The 21,472-nt window shown below is 30.6% G+C and carries 21 protein-coding genes; all 21 read right to left on the reverse strand.

Features of this window, described 5'->3' with window-relative positions; all coding sequences use genetic code 11:
* Positions 1 to 1,020: 1,020 nt before the first annotated feature.
* Positions 1,021 to 2,328, reverse strand: a complete 1,308-nt coding sequence (locus BN1075_RS17145; RefSeq protein WP_042387415.1) for an ABC transporter ATP-binding protein — start codon at positions 2,326 to 2,328, stop codon at positions 1,021 to 1,023.
* A gap of 11 nt (positions 2,329 to 2,339) precedes the next feature.
* Complete coding sequence (locus BN1075_RS17150; RefSeq protein WP_052406621.1) at positions 2,340 to 3,179, reverse strand: ABC transporter permease; 840 nt, start codon at positions 3,177 to 3,179, stop codon at positions 2,340 to 2,342.
* Positions 3,180 to 3,299: 120 nt separating this feature from the next.
* Positions 3,300 to 4,292: a glycosyltransferase family 2 protein gene (locus tag BN1075_RS20915; protein WP_052406622.1), complete on the reverse strand. Its 993-nt coding sequence runs from the start codon at positions 4,290 to 4,292 to the stop codon at positions 3,300 to 3,302.
* Between the two features lie 9 nt (positions 4,293 to 4,301).
* Positions 4,302 to 5,198: an SP_1767 family glycosyltransferase gene (locus BN1075_RS17160; RefSeq protein ID WP_052406623.1), complete on the reverse strand. Its 897-nt coding sequence runs from the start codon at positions 5,196 to 5,198 to the stop codon at positions 4,302 to 4,304.
* 12 nt (positions 5,199 to 5,210) lie between these two features.
* Positions 5,211 to 6,338: a glycosyltransferase gene (locus BN1075_RS17165; RefSeq protein WP_040194495.1), complete on the reverse strand. Its 1,128-nt coding sequence runs from the start codon at positions 6,336 to 6,338 to the stop codon at positions 5,211 to 5,213.
* Between the two features lie 62 nt (positions 6,339 to 6,400).
* Positions 6,401 to 7,555, reverse strand: a complete 1,155-nt coding sequence (locus BN1075_RS17170) for a CDP-glycerol glycerophosphotransferase family protein (RefSeq protein WP_040194496.1) — start codon at positions 7,553 to 7,555, stop codon at positions 6,401 to 6,403.
* Between the two features lie 22 nt (positions 7,556 to 7,577).
* Positions 7,578 to 8,624, reverse strand: a complete 1,047-nt coding sequence (locus BN1075_RS20920) for a glycosyltransferase family 2 protein (RefSeq protein WP_052406624.1) — start codon at positions 8,622 to 8,624, stop codon at positions 7,578 to 7,580.
* 31 nt (positions 8,625 to 8,655) lie between these two features.
* The gene (locus tag BN1075_RS20925) at positions 8,656 to 9,663 is read right to left on the reverse strand and encodes a glycosyltransferase family 2 protein (RefSeq protein ID WP_052406625.1); all 1,008 of its coding nucleotides are present in this window, start codon (positions 9,661 to 9,663) and stop codon (positions 8,656 to 8,658) included.
* Positions 9,664 to 9,673: 10 nt separating this feature from the next.
* On the reverse strand, positions 9,674 to 10,675 hold the full coding sequence (locus tag BN1075_RS17185; RefSeq protein ID WP_040194497.1) for a glycosyltransferase family 2 protein: 1,002 nt from the start codon (positions 10,673 to 10,675) through the stop codon (positions 9,674 to 9,676).
* A gap of 24 nt (positions 10,676 to 10,699) precedes the next feature.
* Positions 10,700 to 11,233: an acyltransferase gene (locus BN1075_RS22455; protein WP_081911648.1), complete on the reverse strand. Its 534-nt coding sequence runs from the start codon at positions 11,231 to 11,233 to the stop codon at positions 10,700 to 10,702.
* Positions 11,234 to 11,248: 15 nt separating this feature from the next.
* Positions 11,249 to 12,268 carry a polysaccharide deacetylase family protein gene (locus BN1075_RS17195; protein ID WP_040194499.1) on the reverse strand — a complete coding sequence of 340 codons (1,020 nt, stop codon included), beginning with the start codon at positions 12,266 to 12,268 and terminating at the stop codon, positions 11,249 to 11,251.
* A 30-nt stretch (positions 12,269 to 12,298) separates the two neighbouring features.
* On the reverse strand, positions 12,299 to 13,240 hold the full coding sequence (locus BN1075_RS17200; protein ID WP_040194500.1) for a glycosyltransferase family 2 protein: 942 nt from the start codon (positions 13,238 to 13,240) through the stop codon (positions 12,299 to 12,301).
* 35 nt (positions 13,241 to 13,275) lie between these two features.
* A complete protein-coding gene (locus BN1075_RS17205) occupies positions 13,276 to 14,463 on the reverse strand; it encodes a glycosyltransferase (RefSeq protein WP_040194501.1) in 1,188 nt (395 codons plus the stop codon).
* Between the two features lies 1 nt (position 14,464).
* Positions 14,465 to 15,229, reverse strand: a complete 765-nt coding sequence (locus BN1075_RS17210; protein ID WP_328286206.1) for a glycosyltransferase family 32 protein — start codon at positions 15,227 to 15,229, stop codon at positions 14,465 to 14,467.
* Positions 15,230 to 16,306 carry an EpsG family protein gene (locus tag BN1075_RS17215; protein ID WP_040194503.1) on the reverse strand — a complete coding sequence of 359 codons (1,077 nt, stop codon included), beginning with the start codon at positions 16,304 to 16,306 and terminating at the stop codon, positions 15,230 to 15,232.
* Between the two features lie 38 nt (positions 16,307 to 16,344).
* On the reverse strand, positions 16,345 to 17,148 hold the full coding sequence (locus tag BN1075_RS17220) for a glycosyltransferase family 2 protein (RefSeq protein WP_040194505.1): 804 nt from the start codon (positions 17,146 to 17,148) through the stop codon (positions 16,345 to 16,347).
* Positions 17,149 to 17,160: 12 nt separating this feature from the next.
* A complete protein-coding gene (locus tag BN1075_RS17225) occupies positions 17,161 to 18,270 on the reverse strand; it encodes a glycosyltransferase family 4 protein (RefSeq protein WP_040194507.1) in 1,110 nt (369 codons plus the stop codon).
* Complete coding sequence (locus BN1075_RS17230) at positions 18,239 to 18,913, reverse strand: acetyltransferase (RefSeq protein ID WP_040194508.1); 675 nt, start codon at positions 18,911 to 18,913, stop codon at positions 18,239 to 18,241. The genes BN1075_RS17225 and BN1075_RS17230 overlap by 32 nt, the downstream gene beginning before the upstream one ends.
* Positions 18,914 to 18,966: 53 nt before the next feature.
* Positions 18,967 to 19,680 (reverse strand): CpsD/CapB family tyrosine-protein kinase, encoded by a 714-nt coding sequence (locus tag BN1075_RS17235; RefSeq protein WP_040194510.1) that lies wholly within the window; start codon positions 19,678 to 19,680, stop codon positions 18,967 to 18,969.
* Positions 19,610 to 20,374, reverse strand: coding sequence for a YveK family protein (locus tag BN1075_RS17240; protein WP_040194512.1), 765 nt, complete (start codon positions 20,372 to 20,374; stop codon positions 19,610 to 19,612). The genes BN1075_RS17235 and BN1075_RS17240 overlap by 71 nt, the downstream gene beginning before the upstream one ends.
* A gap of 468 nt (positions 20,375 to 20,842) precedes the next feature.
* The gene (locus BN1075_RS17245; RefSeq protein ID WP_040194513.1) at positions 20,843 to 21,439 is read right to left on the reverse strand and encodes a sugar transferase; all 597 of its coding nucleotides are present in this window, start codon (positions 21,437 to 21,439) and stop codon (positions 20,843 to 20,845) included.
* Positions 21,440 to 21,472: the final 33 nt, after the last annotated feature.

Raw genomic sequence — 21,472 nt, forward strand, 5'->3', positions numbered from 1 at the left:
TAGGAAACTGCTCAAAGCGCTTGATAAAGAAAAAAGGATTTCCAAAAATGAAGTAACATTATTTGCGAAGGAAATAGATTAGATATATATCATTTTATCCAAAAGCATAAATCAGAATTTAGTATAAAATGTCTACTAAGAAAGTTTAAACTTTCACCTAATGCCTACTATAACTTCCTTAAGGATAGGAAGTATAATTATCATACACAGAAACAAGCTAAGCTACTAAGCTTAAGGAGTTCTACCACAAGAGCAATGAGGTTATCGACTATAACAATATGAGGATATATCTTAAAAGAGAGGTGTTATCCACAGTAGCCTAACAGTACATAAATAAGGAGTTAAAATTATTTTCTATAGTTAGAAAATTCAAATACATCATATTTGCAACTAAATTTAAAAGCTTTTATTACATACTACCCTTATACATAAATCATATAACTTAGGACTTATAAAAAATAATATAAATGTAACTTTATCTTTTAGTGAAAATAATGTATTTTTTAATATATTTTTAAAATTTTCACTAAAGCTAGCTTTTAGTATATTTATAACTTTATCTTGGTCGGATTTATCCATTTCTTTTCTTACCTCAAAATAATATAAAAAAACAAGTATTCATATATTACTTCAACTTCTTTGTATATATACTCTAGGTTTAATGATCTCAAAAATTTTATTCTATCATCTACTGCTAAAAGATCCTCCAATCTTCTTATACTAAATTTGCTATTCATTATAATTCCTGGTCTTTACATATAATAATACAATTTGCATGATATATAATTTTTTTAGATCTATATAGTATTCTATGAGCTATAAAGTTATCTTCATGTAATTTCCCCTCGAAACATCTTATATTCTCAATTATTACTCTCTTAATTAACTTATTCCAAGAATAAATTAATACTCCTTTCCCACTCCTATTTAACCCTTCTAGAGCTTTAGTATTACTGATTAATTCTATTTTATTTATATTTAAATCAATCATCTATACACCTCTAACCAATTTTTTCCTATTCACTTTGAAACACTAACTTCCTGAATATCATCATTTTCTATACTGTAATATTTCATACTATCAATTTTTTTTACTTCAGGTAATACTACATGACCCCACCATCTATGAGTCCAAGCTGACTTTTCATGCTCTTCTTCTTTATTTATAACTTGAAAATTCAATGCATTGCCTACACCATCTATATCATTAAAGGCTCCAAGTTTATTTATTTGTGTTAAAGCAAATACTGCAGTATACTTTCCAGGAGCCAAACTTCTTATATCTAACTCAAAGTTATCTTCATATTCATTACTTGCAATTATACTTTCAAAAGGTTCCGAAAAAGTTGTTCCTGCTGGAGTATTATCTGAATATAGAATTTCTACCCTTAACCTTAAATTATTAATATTCTTATATGCCTTCCATTTTAATGAAAACTTTAATATATCATCAGAATTAAAAATGCAATCTTTATTCCATTTTATTTTACAACTAATCATTGAAGCTGCCTGAACAATTCCCTGTCTTCTTTCTTGCTTAGTGAAATCTACAAAATCTCCTATTTCATTATTATTATCCATATATATTTTTACACCTTCATCAACGTCACCATCATAAATAATTTTACCATGGTCCATTACAATTACTCTATTACATAACTGTTGAATAGTTCTCATACTATGACTTACATAAATTACTGTTCTTCCTTCACCTGCAACATCTTCCATCTTTCCTAAGCATTTCTCTTGAAACTTCATATCACCAACTGCTAAAACTTCATCAACAATTAAAATATCTGGATCTAAGTGCGCAGCTACTGCAAATGCTAGCTTTACATACATCCCACTAGAATATTTTTTAACTGGTGTATCTAGAAAATTACCAATTTCCGAAAACTCTACTATATCATTAAATTTTGCTTCTATTTCTTCTTTCTTCATTCCCAGTATAGAACCATTTAAATATATGTTTTCTCTTCCTGTAAGTTCTTGATTGAAGCCTGTCCCAACTTCTAAAAGAGAAGATACCCTTCCCTTTATTTGTATTTCTCCTTCTGTTGGAGCTGTAATTCTAGAAAACACCTTGAGCAATGTAGATTTTCCTGCTCCGTTATGCCCAATTATTCCAATTCTATCGCCTTTATTTACAGTAAAACTTACATCCTTCAATGCCCAAAAATCTTCTCCTACTGATAATTTATTTTTTCTACTAAAAGCCCCTTTAATGGAGTTAAATAGTACAGCTACAAATGTATCACTAGAATCTTGATTACATAGTACTTTATATCTTTTACTTATATTTTTAACATCGATTACTTTTTCACTCATGGTTACACCCCTTACATTAAATCAGCAAATGTATCTTCAAATTTTGTAAAAAATCTTACTCCTAAAACCAACCCAATAATACTAATGAGAATAGACATAATTAAAGCTGGTATATAAATTTCTGCTGAAGGAATAATACACCACCTAAATCCCTCTATTACACCAACTAAAGGATTTATAGAGTAAAGTAATTTTAAGCTATCTGGTATAACAGAGCTTGTATATGCTACAGGTGATAAATACATACCAAATTGAATAATCATTGGAACAATATATTTAATATCCCTATATTTTACATTCATAGCAGAAAAAAATAGCCCAAATCCCAAAGCTGTAATAAAAGCTAAAAATATGAAGCATGGTAATAATAATATTCTGATAGGTGGAACAAATCTATATATGAGCATAATTACTATAAATACTATAAAAGATATTGCAAAATCTATAAAAGCCGTTACTACTGAAGATATAGGTAACGTAAGTCGTGGAAAATATATTTTCTTTAACATATTCCCGTTACTAACCAAACTATTAGATACTCCTGTAAAAGCTGATGAAAAAAAATTCCATGATAGTAGGCCTGAATATACCATAATCGCATAAGGTACCCCAGCTTCTGAAGGCATATTAGCTAATTCTCCAAATACGAAAGTCATAATAATCATTGAAACCACTGGCTGCAATATTGCCCAAAGTACTCCTAGTACTGTTTGTTTATACCTTACTATAATATCTTTCCATGACAAAAAAGTTATTATTTCTCTATACTTCCATACTTCTTTTAACTTTTGTTTATGAGCTGATCTACTTGTAATTATCGTAACTTCATTCATCTTACTTATTCCTTTCATTTAATATCTTATCTATTCTCAAAATAAATATACTGCAAAATAAAGATTTGTTTTGTAATAAAATAAATACTAAATTTCTGTAGTTCTTATGATTTGCTATATAACTCTCTTTTCAATTTGCTAACTAATTAGAAAATGTTTTATTGTGTTTCTACATAAATCATATATTTTACCTAAATTATAATTTGTAACATATATATTTATTCTAATTTTTGCACCAACATTATATTTTGATATATCCTCCAAAATATAATTATTTCTTTTTATTTTTATACCTCTAGACTTATATAGATTGTATAAAATTCTATTAACCTTTTCTAATTTGGGTGAATTATAAATTCTATAAATAAATAGCTGCTGAAAAGCTAATTTTTCAAATTCATATTTATAAGAATTATACATATTTTTCATTTTCAGCTTCGTCTTTATAAGTGATAATGCCTTATCCACATCTAAAATTCTTTTATCAACCGTTTTTGTTACACTATCACTTCTAGAATAATAATTATATAAATTGCTACTTATACAATTAACTTTTGGTCTACACATAAATACATCAGCTACATATGCTAAATCTTCAGCTATAGCTAATCCGTAAGGTAACTGAATTTCATTAGTAATTAGAAATTCTCTTTTTATAAACTTTGCCCAAATAGCTGGCATAATATTACCTAGAAATAACTCTCTTAATGGATCTTCTAATATATTATTTTTTAAATTAAATGTGTCCACTGGTCTCTTACCTTTCTCACAACTCCAATAGGAATTATATAAAACAACATCTGATTTATTAGCTTCAGCATTATTATACAACTCCTCAATGCAATTTTTTTCCAACCAATCATCTCCATCTACAAATAAAATATATTTTCCTATAGAATTTTCTAATCCACACTCTCTAGCCCTGACAACCCCTTCATTTTTTTTATCTATAATTTTAATACTATTATTATCTGAGAATTTCTTTATTTTTTTCAATGTATTATCTGTAGAACCATCATTTATCACAATAATCTCTATACTATTTAACGTTTGATTAAGAATAGATTTTATGCACTTCTCAATATATTTTTCAATATTATATGCAGGTATAATTACACTTACTTTAATCATAATATCCTCCTAATTATTTAATACCTTACATAAGATTTGACGATTATATATAGCATCTTTAATATCATCTACATTAGTTCCATTTACTGCTTCCCCTACATACTTATATTTTATTGGACATTTTTCATTAGTTCCCATGAGATACCATTCATATTCAATATCAATATGACCAATATCAATTGCTTGATATCCATATTTAGATAAATCATAAGCTAAAACTGTCGCTGTTGGTCCTAATGCAATTAAAAATAACTTGTCCTTCTCTATTGTTTTACATCTATTCAGAATATCATTATATTCTGAATATGCATTTTCAGATGGGCATATAATTCTCTTAATCTCTTTACAATTAGAAAATAAGTCATTTCCTATTCCCAACCTACTTTTTTCTCCTTCTATAATAACAATGTCTCTATTATGCCAAATTTTCTTCAATTCCTTTATCGTGAGCTCCGCTTGTGACTTATCTTTTATATCCATATAAAACCTTGAAATAAAAGAATCATAATATTTCTTTTTAAAATTTAGGTACTTATAAATTTTAAATCTATTAACTTTCCAATAACTATTCCAATAATCTTGTGCTCGACTGTTAAGTATATTTAAGTCAACAATATTATAAGGTATACATACAATATGATTTTTTTCAGTACTTTTTATAATTTCTTTTAATCTATTCTCGAAAATAAAATCATGTTCTTGAAACTTTAAATCTTTACCTTGCATTAATGCAAATTCTCCATCACCATATCTACTCACGCTAAGTCTTTCATTAATAATCTTATTTAGTGTTATTTTACTTTCTGCTACATTTGGCTTCAAGAATATAAATAACACCTTATTCAATATGGTTATATACGTCTGCTTATCAATCATATTTACTATTAATAGCTTAATTTTATTCACCCGACTTCCTCCTTATTTATTTTCTAACAAAGTATTTATTTCATTCATTACCCTAGTAGGTTTAAATATTTTACATCTCTCTTGTACACTCTTTTCATAATATCTACGTTTATCATCATCTAACAAAACCTCTCCTAATGCATTAGTTAACTCACCCTCATTTCCTAATTCCACCAATTTGCCATATTTATCGTTACATAAAATTTCATTAGCACCACCATTTTTAGTTGAAACAATGACTTTGCCTAAACATACAGCCTCTGCAATGACTAATGAAAAACCTTCAAAATCAGAAGTTACAACAAAAATATCACCATTTTTTATATGTGGATATGGATTGTCTTTATAGCCTAACATTTTAACAGTATCTTCAACACCTTTAATAGATATCAACTTTTTTAAATTTTCTTCCTCTTCTCCAATTCCTAATATAATCACTTCGTTAGAAATTCCCTTATCAAGCAGATTTTTATGTGCTTTGATTAATAAATCAAACCTCTTCAACTTTGTTAGTCTTCCTACTGATACTATTGTTGGTTTATTATATTTTATATCCAAAATTTCATTTGATAATGTCCTAACTTTCTCGATTTCGATCATATTATATATTGTTATTACCTTATCTCCCATGTTCTGGTAACAATTAAGAAAAGCGACTTTCGATGAATTAGAAACACAGACAATTTTATCAAAAGTTTCATACACAGATTTAAATTCATCATTTACTTCTTTACTTCTTGACTTACTTAAATCAGTATGAACCCATGCAATTTTTTTACTTTTTTTATTTAAGCTCTGTGATACAAATTTTGTAGGGTCTCCTTCTAAAAACGCTATTTCAATGTCATTTTTCATTCCAGCATATAACCTGTAAATTATGCTATAAAAATATTTCATGCTTCGATATTTAAAGAAATTCCATATCTTATTCGCAAATTTACTTTTAAATTTCCAATCAGGATATAAGCATCTAAGTTTTACATTTTTATTTACATCCTTAAATCTCATTCCTTTTTTATTTAAAATTAATAGCTTAACTTGAAACTTATCATAATTAAATCTATTTAGTATATCAATTAATACTTTTTCTGCTCCACCTTCACCTAATGTATTATTAACTATTAATACTTTTTTCTTCATAAACTTATACACCCACTTCTTAGATATGCCATCTTAGCTTTAATGTTATAGATTTTGTTCATTCATCTAATTAATTCATAATGCCTCTTACAATTTTCTCTATCATAAATAGGAAAAAACTTATTGGCTCGTTGTAAATATGTATCGTCTTTACCTTCATTTCCTGCTTTTATTAATTCATTTATTAATTCATCTTTTTCTGCAACAACTGCTCCAAATCCATCCCTCTCATAATCAAAATATCCCTTTTGATAATGTTGTGAGAAATACTCTTTTTTGTCGAACTGATAATATATAACAGGTTTTCTCATATAAGCAAAATCAAAGGCTATACTTGAATAATCTGTAATAAGTATTTTAGATTCCTTCAACAGCTCTTGAACTTCATACTTTTCTGCCTCTGCTACCTTAATTCTTTTACTGCTTGTACTGAAATGCTCTAAATACCGCTGCATTTCATGATGAGGATAAAAAATTAAATCCATATCATTTTCTTCAAGATAATTTATCAACTCATCGTTATTTATGAGACTTTGAAATCTACTATAGTATTCTGATTCCACAAACTCCCCATCATTATCTCCACCCCAGGTACTTCCGCCAAACCAAGCTCTCCAAGTTGGCATTAATAAGATTTGATTTTTCTCCTTATAATCATGAAGATTATCAAACCTGCAGAACCCTAAATATTTAACTTCTTCATGACAATATCCAAAGTTTTCATTAACATATTCATACTCTGGCTTTGCTCCACATATAAAAGTATTAACACCTGTATTTTTCTTCATCAATGAAGGAATTAACTCTTTTGTAATGCCATGTTGAATAAACATTTTATACTTATTGATTCTACCTTTTCCTTCTAGCCTCCATATAATTGGACTTTCCGGATCACAGCTTCCTAAATGAGCTCCAACAATTTTTGAAGCTAACATATAGTATATATAATGCTTTATTGTTCCATGATAAATTATGTTTCCTAAATCCTTAATTTTATTTAACTGTTTAGAATCCTTTGTAATACAGTAATATACCTTATCTTCAGGCTTATTTTCCCTTATATATTTAAATAAGTGAAATCCATTGTCCTGACATTGATCCTTTCTTTCTCCAATTAGAAATATATTATCTTTAATAAGTAATTTATAAAAAGGAAGTGTAATCAGTGTAATTGACATTTTAAATATATCTTTAATGTGAATTATTACTTTATTCATTCTTACCTCCTTAGTAGCCTATCTATAACATTACTCTAAGAGCAGCTGCTAAAGTATTAAAATTACATAAGCTAAAAAACATATAGCCTCTAATAAATAATCTCCCCTTAACTCCAAAACCCATCTTCTTTAAATATGATGCTATTTTCTTATCAAAGACAATTGCTCTTTCAGCTTTCCTTAAATAATTACTATTGGCAGCTTGTTTATGTTCTATTTTGATATTTTCTTTTAAATTATCCATTCCATATGTTTTAATTAAGTTATAATTCCACTGCTGAAAAAATACTAGCATTATAGGTGCTATAATTTCACCCACATCACTTTTGTCCTGTTCCTTAGAATATTTATACACACTTTCAATCAAATTTCCTGTTCTTTTCATAGCACCAACCTTATATTCTCTTGCTGTTGAACCTTCACGGGCTAATTGATTATGATATGTATCATTAATCGAACTGACCTTATTAGAATTTAATAAAAAACAGTAATTAAAAAGAGCATCTTCACTCCCAACCTCTTTAACTTCTTTAAATCTAATAGTTGATTTTTCAAACACATTGCTTGAATATATTCTGTTATATACAACTACTGTATAAGGATTAAGTAATCGTTCTACAATAAAGCTTGGAATATCTTCATTTATATTTGTAAAAATATCATTTCCAACATCTACACTGGTTTTTAAATATCCATCTTCATTAAAAACCTTTCTATTGCAAACAACCATGTCAGCTTCGGTTAACTTAGCATTTGTATATAGTTTTTCATACATATCTAAATCCACCCAGTCATCAGAATCCACAAAGCCAATATACTCTCCCTTAGCTATATCTAATCCCATATTTCTAGCAGAGCCTTGTCCACCGTTTTCTTTATGAATTACAATAACCCTATTATCCTTTGTTGAATACTCATCCAACATTTCAGGGCTAATATCTGTGGAGCCATCATCCACAAGAATTATTTCTATATCCTTAAGGGTTTGATTTATGATTGAATCCACACATTTTATGATATATTTTTCTGCATTATATACTGGAACTATTACACTTACTTTAGGCTTCATAATATTCTCCCTTTATTGTTGATTTAGATTTTTATATTGCAAAACTCATTAGCCTATACAAACTTAATGCTGAATTTTTCATTTTATTTCCTACTAAAAAGGTAGCTAACTTAAAATGAATTGGAAGTCCTTCTGTGTTTTTAGAGCACTCTATAACTTCACTATTATTAACTACTTTTTTTAATAATTCTTTCCTCTTCTTAGAGTCCTTAACTTCCTTATTAGTTCTTAATAAATAGGAAGAGAATTCATACACAAAATTTTTATTAAAAGATTTAAAATCAATTAGCTCTTTTGGTATTGTACTTAACACCTTTTTTCTTCCATCTAAAAACAAATCAAACTGTTCTTCCCTGTACCTTGCCATTAAGCTATTTGAATTAACATGGATGTAATTATATAAAGGTTCCTCAATGGCTATGAAAGAACTAAGATTTATAAATATATTAATATTAAACCACCAGTCTTCACCATGCTCCCTTGCTTCATCAATTGATATGCCCATTTCTTCAATAAAATTTCTTAGATAAAGCTTATTACACATACTAAAGTATCCATAATTAATATTTTGAGTAAAAGTTCTTATAATTTTATCCTCTATGTATTCTTTATGATGAATCTTATTAAAATCAGCATTGCTTACTATTAATTCAGATGTATTATTATTTACATTTACATCCTTATACCCACACATTGCAACTTGAACATCTTCCTTATCTGCAACTTCAAATAGCTTTTCATACATATCCGGTTCTATATAATCATCACTGTCAACAAAGCCAACGTATTTCCCCTTTGCTTGCTTTATTCCCATATTCCTCGCAGCAGCTGGACCTCCATTTTCCTTGTTAATTATAACTATCCTACTATCCTGCTTTGCATAATCTTCAATTATCTCTTTACTTCTATCCTTAGAACCATCATTAATTAGTATAACTTCAATATTCTTTAAAGTTTGATTTCTAATAGAGCTTATGCATTTTTCTATGTACTTCTCTGCATTATATACAGGTACTATTACGCTTACCATAGGATTCATGTTACCTCTCCTAACCATTTTTAATCATTAATATCTTTGAAATTACCACTACATTAAATGCTGATAAATAACTTTTTCTTTTTAGTGCACTATCCATTAATTTATCTGTAATACACTTAACTTCTAAATGATGTTTGTCTACAACATTGCTTACCTTTGCAGTTATATTTCGTATACGCTTCAAAGTATTCTTGAATCCTTTATCTTTCATTATCTTAACTTCATTATCTATACATTCCCAAAACCATCTTTTGATTTTATTATTGAGTATTTTCTTATCCTCAGTTGAATTAAAGCCTGCACTTTCAAAGGATTCCTCAATTAATTTTTGAAGTATAATATAGTTATCTACTAAATTTTCATGATATTTATTTGTAGCACTTCCCTCATCTGTTCTATCATAATGATAAAAAGCCTTATCTAAATAAATAAATTTCTTTGAATGTGATACCGCCTCAAGAAAAAATACCTGATCTTCTCCTAATACTAAAGCTTCATTAAATTCAATAGCATTTTCATCTATAACATTTTTACTTATCAGCTTTGAACAGATAAGGCCTCCTCCACCAGAGATAATTTCCTTCATGGCTCTATGCTTATCTATTGTTTCTGAAACCGCCCTAAAAAGCTTTAATATGTATTCATTTTGTCTCTCTTTAACGTAGGTATTAGAAAATACTATAGCATTTTCATCTGCATATTTTACAAGTTCTTTCACCATATTAATGTCAATATAGTCATCTGCATCCACAAACAGTAAGTAATCACCTGTAGCATTTTTTATTCCTAAATTTCTAGCTGAGGAAGCTCCACCATTACTCTTACTTATCAGCTTTATTCTTTTGTCTTTGATTCCTTCAACTAAGCAGAAACTATTATCCTTTGAGCCATCGTCTACAACAACTATTTCTATATTACTCCAGCTTTGATTTATCAATGTATCCATACACTTTAATATTGTTTTTTCTGAATTATACATAGGTACAATTATGCTGACTAAAGATACTTTCATGGTCTTCCCTCCTTATCTTCTAAGCTATTTCCACGTAATATTTTCTTTTATTACCTTCGCTGGATTTCCACCAACACAGCAATTTGCTGGCACATCCTTAGTTACTACACTGCCAGCTGCTACAACAGCACCATCACCTATTGTCACCCCTTTTAGAATAGTTGCTCTACAACCTATCCATACATTATTTCCAATGATTACAGATGCCTTTTCTTCCCTCTTTGAATTAAACTCATGATAATCTCTGTCAAGGATACATACATCCCAAGATATTGCACAATCTCTTCCGATAGAAATACTCGTACCAACATGGATTTCTGTTCTATCTCCTATATTAGTTCCTTGCCCTATGATTAACTGAGCCTTATCTTCTGAAGTACCCTTTACACTTATCCTTACCTCTGGGTATAGGAAAACTCTTTTTTCAAAAGAAACTAGTCCATTATTCACTTCAATTCTTTGTTTTCCTCTAGCTAACACACTTCCAAAACTATTTTTAGTCTTCAAGGCTACTTTGCCTCCATTTATAAAATCTATTGCAGTTCTTACTATTTTCATGCTCCTTTACCTCTTCTAATTCCACTTTGGAAGTAATTTTCTAAATGCCATAAAATGCTTAGCTCCTGATAACGTAAAATCTATCAAGTCTTTATCTGAGGTATCTGCTAAGAACATTCTTGGCATAAAGTATTTGTTATATTGGAATTCTCCCTTTAATGGTCCGTTACTATAAGCAAAGGCTTCAGTAAACCCTGATTTTGCTATAAGCTCTATAACTGTTGGAGATATGTCCTCCTTGCTTCCATAAGGATAAGCAAATACATTAGTATTAAGGATATTTTCTCTTGCCTTCTTACATATTTCTATATCTTCCTTAAGCTGCTCTTCATTCATCAAAGATAATCTTTTATGAGAAGCACTATGAGCTCCTATGTAATGTCCCTTTTCCTTCATTACTTTTAAGCTGCTTTTAGGAATTGTAGCAAATCTAAGCTTTAAAAACTTCTCCTTTGGACCTTTTATTGCTTTAAAGCTATAAACTTTTTCAAATTCTTCTTCGACCTTCTCTTGGGTTACTCCTGAATTCAAAAGATCTGAAATCTTGTTCCATTGAAGCTTTCTACTTTCCTCATCCCTTAACTCTAAGGTTATATTTAACTCTTCTAATCTATATGCTCCTTCCTCCACGTAGCTTACCCAATACTGAAGCATGTCCATCAAAATAGGATTTCCCTTACTGATTAAGTCCTCCACACAAAAGAAGTATCCCTTCATGTTGTATCTATCCATTGCCTTACTGGCTATTTCATATTGGTTCAAATATCCATCATCAAAGGTTAATGTTATTGATTTTACATCCTCAATATCTGTAGATACCTTGAACCTTTTACGCATCATTTCAATCTGGGCTTTAAAGCTACTTTCCTTCATGGAATGGGAAAGATGAAGGGAATCATCGAAGAATTTATCTGGTATTACATTATGATAAGCAATGATTCGTTTTCTATTTCTATTAAAAAAGTAGCAGAGTCTTGTAAAGCCAGTGACCTTACTTATTCTTGCTACCTTTTTTAGTGTTCCTATATCTGCCATTAAATCTGCCCTCTTTCTTCCACAAATATTCTATGAAACCGATGTTATATATTTAAAACCTGAAGCTATTCCCTTAATAGATGCCTTAAAGGTTGTAAAATCTCTGCTTGCAGCCAGCTTTATTATAAAATATGCTGTAATGGAAATACTCCAATACCCTATGGCTAAAGCTGCAATAATCTTTTTAAAAATATTTTTTCTTTCTTTAAAAATAAATCTATGCCAAAATATAATATGATTTAATGTTGTAGCATATGCTGCTTTAATATTTCTATTGTTTTCACTAGAGCCTGTATCAAGATGTTCAATTTCAATATTTTCTACACCTACAGCTTCATAATGTTTTAAAAAAGCTTTATATATTAAAACTGCATCTTCTCTTAATGGATATGAAGATTTTTCTACCCATAGCTCATCTCTCAAATTTATATTTATAAGAGCTTGTCTTTCTCCAAATACACACATCCCTGGAGCGCTTTCACTATAAAGCCATCCATCAGTATTTGAATAATTTCTATTATACATATATCCTCCTGAAGGAAGAATTTTAACATACTTACTTTTATCATTAAGACTAGGTATAGCTGAAAGAGTTAAAGCACTAACAGCCCACTTTATTCCCTTCTGTGGTAACAGCTCCTCATATATTGGGAAAGATAATGCTGATTTTCCTTCCAGCACTGGTTTAGAAAGCTTTTCTATCATTGCTGGCTCAAACTCAACATCATCATCCAGAAGTAAAACATATTCAGCTGAAGCTTTTTCATAGCCAATAATTCTTTGTAGAAGCATACCTTTTTCACTAAAAACTATAGTTGAGCCTTCTATTTTATCCTTTGGAAGTTCATATCCCTTCGGAATTACTATTAATACTTCTTTAGGTTTTATAGATAAATTATTTATGCTATTTGCTAGCTTTTTATAATTTTCTCCACCTCTTCCTAAGGTTCTGATACATATAGAATATTCCATATCTTCCTCCATTTATTTTATATTATGTTATTATTTTACATTAAACTGTAAATTTTTTCAATACCTTTCTCGTTATTAAGAACCAATTCAGTACAATTTTTCTCTAACCTTCCCCTTAATTCTTCATTAACATATAATTTTTCTATTGCTCCTACCAATCCATTAATACTCATATCTGTAATTATCCCATCGAATCCATCTTCAATTTGACTGTAAGATGTTTCGTAATTGGTAACTATTATAGGTTTACCCAAAATTTTTGCCTCTTGAATTGTAACAGCTTTTCCTTCATACCTTGATGGTTGAACATACAAGTTACATGCTTTTAAATAAGGATACGGATTAACTTTCTTACCTAGCAGAAGAAAATCCTCCTCTAATTTATATTGATTAATAAGTAATTTAATCTTTTTTTCATCAGGTCCAAAACCAACTATGTACCATTTTATATTCGTGTATCCCTTCCTTCTTAATTCTCTTAAAGCTTGAACTGCCCAATCAAACCCTTTTTGATGGCAAATTCGGCCAATAGATAAAATATTAAATGTATTTCTATCCATTTCATTTATTGGTTCTTCAGCTCTTCTTTTAATAAAGTCTGGTGAAATGATATTATCCATTCTAACTACCTTATCAGATAAAGAGGGATATTGTTTTAAAAATGTTTTAGTGCAATCATCTGATATTGAAATAATATAATCTAATTTTCTCCACATTTTTAAATCTATTTTTTTATTAACGCTTATTGTAGAGTAATCTGTATGAATCCACCCTATCTTGGTTTTAGCTTTAACTTTTGAAATAATAAAGTCATGGGGCCATGCATATCCAATCGCTACGTCATAAACCTTATCTAAACTTTTCAAATATGAATGAGTTAATTTATACATAAGCTGTGTTTGATAATATCCTAAATCAGCTTGATTTGTAATTACTTTCACTAATTTTGTTATAACATTAGCAGTAATTCTTCCAAAGGCCATAGAAAAATATCCATTTCTAACAACTTCTTTAACAGGAATTCCAAAAGTTTTACATCTATCACATGAATCAATTAAATTAACATGCTCATCAACTAAGTCTAATAACTCCCCATGCTTGCTGTATAGCATAAGATCCACATCATATTTGTCGTAATCAAAGCTTTTTAACATACAAATTAAGCTTCTTTCAATACCACCGATTTCAAGACTATCTGCTACTATCAAAACTCTTTTTTTCATGCTATAATCCACCCTTTAAATTTCTTAATCTATTCATATTTGCTCTACCTATAATGCTTACAATACACTTTTTAATACTCTGCTTTAATCTAACACTATAAGGCAGCCAGCTCTTATAAAAGTAATGGATAGCAACCGTATCTTTCGTACTAGTATCAACACAGTTTATATAATCATAGGGTGAAAAATACTCTTGAGGATATACGGTTCCTAATCCTTCAATGGTCTGTTTACTTCCATCCATCTTAAAACCAAGAACACCTAATATTTCCGAAACTGCCCTCACATTAGTGAGTGCTATGCCTTGTCCATTTTCTATTTTAAACTTTTTATCCTCATAGGAATCTAAAAACATTTTGATAATCTCATTATCTTTAGCTGCGCCAATGGTGCTTGTTGCAACAAAGTTCTTTTCTTCAAATCCCCAGAAGGAGTCCTCATATAAAAATTCATCAAAGGATTTTAGTGTTTTCACATCCGTGTCTAAATAAATACCACCATACTTATTTAGTGCATAAACTCTAACATAATCACTAACAAAAGCATATTTCTTTGCCTCATAAGCATCTCTTACAAAGTCATTACAATTTATATCAAAGTTATCCTCATTCCACTCCTTAATTTCATAATCTGGCATAATAGCCTTCCAGCTTTCAATACACGCTTTAACTATCTTTGGTTTTTCTCCTCTTCCAAACCAGCAATAATGAATAATTTTAGGAATTTTATTATTTTCCATAGTATCCTCCTTAAAGCTATCTATAATCTAGAATAATTGTAAATTATAATTGTATGGAGATATCCAAGCTTCTCTACTTCTTAAGAGTAAAAGTGAATATCCAAGGTATGCAACCATTATTAATGCTGTCATAAATTTATTTGTTTTCTCCTCAAACATAGAGCATAGCTTTGGTAGTAATAATAGGTAGTATCCATCAAAATACATACACATCCTTGCAAAGAATACCTGCTTACTAGCAAGAATCATAAATATAGACCCTAAATAGCATAAATTCACAACTATATCTACATTTTCTCCAAATACCTTTCTTGCTCTATCCTTATACATAAAAATCAGAACTACTGGTGCCATCCAAACTATAATTCTAATTGGATTTGCTCCACTACCATCTAAAAATATCTCCTTATAATATGCAAACCTAGTATCCTTTAAAAGTTCAAATAATATTTCGATAAATTCTCCATAGAAAAGCATTGCCATTATTGCAAAGAAAAATATTCCTATGTTCCATACACTATCAATTCTTTTTCTCGCAATAAAATACACTGGTATCATAAAAATTACAGTGCTATGAAAGGTAAAGGCTGCTCCAACATATATTAAGTACTTTTTAAAATTCCCTTCAACTAAGGCTCGATACCCTAGCATTACTATTACAGAGGCTATATATTGTCTTACTCCATTCATAGTTAAGTAAAACATAAAGGTTGTTATATAAAAGTAAAGCGATAGAAACATATTATCTGTATTTTTGATTAAAAAAGTAATTACACATACATTTACAATTATTGAGGTTATCATAAAAAACAGTTGTGGATTTTCTGTGATTGCCCTTGAAATATTAAGAAGAATTGCAAAACCGGCTTCATTGAAGATTCCATCAAAAGAGTTATCGTAATAAATTATGTACTCACTATATTGAGTGAAGTCTGTCCCAACTTTATATCTAAACCCCGATACTAGTATCAAAGATAACGCAGCTACAATTATAAATATAATTTTATATTTATACCTATTCTTTTCTTCATCAAACCTCTTAGTAACCTCCGCCATATACCCACATACTGATACCACTACTAAGTTCAACATGTATATTGCCATCCTTATCCTCCTTCCTAATGTTCCTTAAGCTCCTTAGCTTACTTCCACATTTTTCTCTTCTGATACTCCATCATTAACTTACTGGGAACAACGGCTGCTATCATTGGCTTTACAATATATTTATTATCCGTAAACCCCAGCCCCAAGAGTTTTCTTCCTTCATACATGGTTTTAATTTCATTTACTCTTCTTTTTGTACTTTTTCTTTTATAACAGTTTCTGTCTTCCCTTACTTTATATAAAGGCTCTTGCAGGTTAATACCTTTATAACCTTTATGGAAAAATCTAAACCATAAGTCATAATCTTCTACCCCTCTGGCTTCTTTATTTTCAGAGTAACCCTGCAAGGCTTTAATCACTTGAGCTTTCATCATTATTGTTGCATGGCAGAAGGTTGTACCCCTCATTAGGTCTCTGCCAACTGGAGCTTCCTTTAATTTTCTTATTCCATGAACTCCATTTTCATCAAAGCATTCCATTGCAGTTCCAACTAAGTCGATATCTTTATTCTTCTTCAAAAATTTAACTTGAATTTCTAGTTTATTTTTATCACAAAGATCATCTCCATCATGTCTTGCAATGTATTTACCTGTTGCTTCCTTTAAACATCTATTTAAGGTTGGGCCAAGGGTTAAGTTTTCTTCATTTCTCAAAAACTTTATTTTATCTGGAAAATTAATAGAGTAATCCAAGGCTATTGCTGCTGTGTTATCCCTTGAACAGTCATCACATATTATCAATTCCCAATTCGTATAGCTTTGTCTTATAATTGATTCAATACTTTCAATTAAAGTATCTTCACAGTTATATACTCCCATCAGTATAGAAACCTTCGGCTCCATCTCCCCATCCTCCTAATAAAAATTTATTACTTCCTGTAATACCTTGTCTAAATAAAACTCCTTTACCTTTTCTTTAGATTTCTCTCCAAACCTATTCTGCATCTCCTGATCCCCATAGATTTTTTCTAGATACTCTGCTAGGTGCTTGTAGTCATCAACCTCAACTAAAAAGCCGTTAGCGCCATCTTCTATGAGTTCCTTAGGCCCTCTTGTATTTGTTGCTATAATTGGTTTTCCAGCAATCATTCCTTCTAAAAGGCATTTTCCAAGGCCTTCCCTATGAGAGAATAGACCTACACAATCACTGCAGTATAAAAGCTGAGTAATATCTCTTCTAAAGCCAATAAACTTTACATTTTCCTCTAATTTCATATACTTTACAACTCTTTTTAGCTCTTTTTCCTTTGGCCCTTTGCCTGCACATATGAGCTTAATTCTTGGACACTTCTCCTTTAGTTCATCAATGGCTTTTATTATCTGCATATGGTTTTTATTTTTGTTCAGCTCTGCCAAAACTAAGATTGCGAAGTCGTCCTTCTTAAGTCCTAAGCTTTTTCTATATCGATTTCTATTGAAATTTTCAATTTCATAACTTTCTTCTTTAATACCTACACCAGGCATTTTATAAACTTGTCCATTATTTCTCAAATTAAATTTCTTTCCTCTCATCATGTCTTCATCATTTATTGTTACTAGAGTGTCTGTCCATCTTGCTGCTAATTTCTCTAGCGGATAATATAAAGCCCAGTTTATTAGTGGTGCTCCATCATAAAAGTGGAACCCATGGGCTGTGTAAATCATTTTAACACTTTTACTTCTTAATGCCATCCGCGTTACAAAGGATGCAACTGGTGTATGAACATGAACTATGTCATAATTATTCTCTTCTTGAAGCCTTTTAATTTCTCTATAGGCTTCTATGTTCTTTGGATGTAGAGGATTCCTTGAAAAGTTTATTTTATAATGAATTATTTCCATTTTTTCAAAGGTTTTATCTAAGGGTACATCAATATTGGAAGCAATATCAACTTGAAAGCCGTGGTTTATTAAATGCCTAATATGTGGTATTAAAAAAGTGTTTAAGGTTAAACTAACCGTAGTTACATACAATATCCTTTTCAAATAAATCCTTCCTTTCTAAAACCTTTGCTGGCACTCCCACTGCTGTACAGTTTTCAGGTATATTTGTTACTACTACTGCTCCAGCTCCTATGGTGGCTCCTTGTCCAACCTTTAAATTTTGAATGATGGTTGCTCCTGAACCCACAAGTACTCCTTCTCCAATGACATCTGCCCCTGATACATTTACATTCCACAAAAGTGACACATAATCCTTAATTATTGAGTCGTGTCCAATGCCACATTTAGGGCTTATGATTACCTGGGAGCCGATTCTTATATCTGTGGTTAAAATTACACCTTCATATATAATGGTGCCTTCTCCCACAGTCATAAAGTCATGGACAAGAACCCTTGGATGAATTATGGTTGCAAATTTAAAGCGTCTCCCCAGTTTTTCAACAAAGCTTTTCTTCACCTTATAATTTGCAATAGCAATTACCACATAAGTTTCTTCACTTAAGGTCATTAAATACTTGGAATCCCCTATAACCTTCTGTCCATCAATAATCTTACCGAGATTGTTTGGATTATCATCAATAAAGCCAAGGATATTCCAGGTGGGCTTTAAACTATTAATTTGTTCAATTATCAAAGATACTTCACGTCCAACTCCGCCTGCTCCAATGATTACTATATCCTTCACTCCGCTTCACCCCATTACCATACTTCAAAAATTAATTTGTAAAATATAAGGCTTTATCTTCTTCTTTTCTTTCTTTTACGTTTAAACAGCCCCAAGGAAAATTTCTTTTTTTCCTCTTCTTCGTAATAGTAATAATAGGTATCCTTTCTATCGGTGTCTAAATCATTAATAATGGAGCCAATCACATTTGCTCCAACCTTAATCAGTTCTTCGTAAGCTCTATGTATTACATTTGCTTTAGTTTTACCGCTTCTTACCACCATCAAGGTTGCATCTGCCTTTGCTGCCAGAATCCTAGAGTCCGTCACTGCCATTATTGGAGGTGTATCAATTATCACATAATCATAATTCAGCTTTAGAAGCTTTAAAAAGTTTTCCAGCTTTCTTGATCCAATTATCTCTGCTGGATTTGGAGGTATCTCTCCTGCTGAAATGAAATGAAGACTTTCGTCAATGACCTTAACCACATCCCTGAATTCCTTTTCTCCAACTAAGTAATCTGTAAGTCCGTTTGAGTTTGTAACATTAAATCTTTTATGCATGGAGGGCTTTCTCAAATCGCAGTCCACAATTACCACCCTACTGCCATTATCACTTAAGGTTGCTGCCAGGTTTCCTGAAATTGTTGACTTTCCTTCTGATGCCTCTGCGGCTGTAATCACAATGGTCTTTATATCTGTATCAACTCCTGAATATTTAAGCTTCGTTCTTAAAATCCTGTACGCCTCCGCTGATATAGATTTTGGCATCTTTTTGACAACTAGCATATCTTTTCTCCTCCTTTACAAACTTTCTTTCATGAGAAGGAATCTCTCCTAAAACTGGTATTGGTAAAACTTTTTCTAGTTGTTCCCTAGTTTTAATTGTGTTGTCCATATAGTATTTAATAAATAAAAGCATTATTGAACCCATAAAGCCCATACCAAAGCCAGTTAAAATTCGCTTTGCTTTATTAGGCATTATTGGATAGGTGCTCACATTGTTTAAAATAGTTATCTTTTTACCTGGAATTAATCTATCTACCTGAACGGATAACTCATCATACACTGCCATTAAAACCGGCTCAATGATGGCTTCATTTCCACTTCCATAGCTTAAGGTATAGATTGGTGTCTTTGAGGAACCTGATATATTAAGCCCAGCACTTACAGCACCTGCACTCATATTTAAATCATGTCTTTTTAAAGTAGACTCCATAAACTCTTGAATTCCTATAATTTCTTTGAAAATACTTAAAAATTCACTATACTGGGAAAGCTCCTCTTGAGAATACATATTCATCATGTCTTCTCCACCACTTGATGAACCTAAAAAAATCTTCATGGATCCTTGATAGGCTGGAACCATTTTTCTAGCATTATTAAAACCTAAGCCAGTAGTTATCAACGTGATTAAAATTATTACCCACCAGTTCTTTTTTAACATATATAAGAACTCACTAATATCTAATACCTTTTCCATACTTCTCCCCCTATTTAGTAATTATCAAGGTTTTTAATACTATGATTAAATTTCTTTCCTTTGACAGCCTTTATAATTACTTCTTTATTCCACAAGTTGCTTCATTTAATTTAGCCCTTTCCGCTCAATCCACCCTTTGTTACTATGAAATTTAATATAATCCTAAATACTTCCTGTTTGAGTTTTTAGGACCTTCTTTTATTAAATAACCTGCTTTAAATCACCTCTTGCTGGTAACTTTTTATTAATGCTGATATTTAACAAGGTAGAAATTAATTTGCTGACTCCGCTATGTTCCAGCCTTCGTAACACCCCGGCTTTACTAAAAAAGCCTCCCCACAAGCGTTAAGTAAGTGTACAAAATTTTATTTAGTTACACATTTGTAAGTGAGAATCTAAATCTTCTCATCTCTATTTGAACTTATTCTTAAATAATATGAGAAGAAGTCTCCTTAGTTCCTTAACTCCTTAGTTCTTTCCATTAAAGTACTCCATGGTTACCTTGTCATCTTGATTTACCCCTTCTCTGACAAAGACCTTCCTAACCGTCATAAAAATAATCTTTATATCCAGCCATAAAGACCAGTTATCTATATACCACACATCATGCTTAAACTTCTCCCTCCAAGAGATTGCATTTCTGCCATTGATTTGTGCCCATCCTGTTATCCCTGGCCTCACTTCATGTCTTCGAAGCTGTTTTCTAGAATAAAGAGGCAAGTATTGTTTTAAAAGAGGCCTTGGTCCCACAATACTCATGTCCCCCTTTAAAACATTTATAAGTTCTGGCAATTCATCAATACTGGTTGCCCTTAGAATTCTTCCAAAGTCTGTCAATCTTTCATTATCTGAAAGCAGCTTTCCTGTTTCATCATAATCATCCAGCATACTCCTAAACTTAATCATTTTAAAAAGCTTATTATCTTTTCCCACTCTCTCCTGGATGAAAAATACCGGGCTTCCCAGCTTGACTTTCACCAGTACTGCCATAACCATTAAAAAAGGAAAAAGTAAAACAAGTCCCACCGTAGATAAAAGCATATCAAAAATCCTTTTTAAAACCATAACCCCACATCGCTCCCTCTAGCAAACCCAAGA

It is taken from the genome of Clostridium culturomicium, assembly GCF_000821305.1.
Classification (GTDB): Bacteria; Bacillota; Clostridia; order Clostridiales; family Clostridiaceae; genus Clostridium_J; species Clostridium_J culturomicium.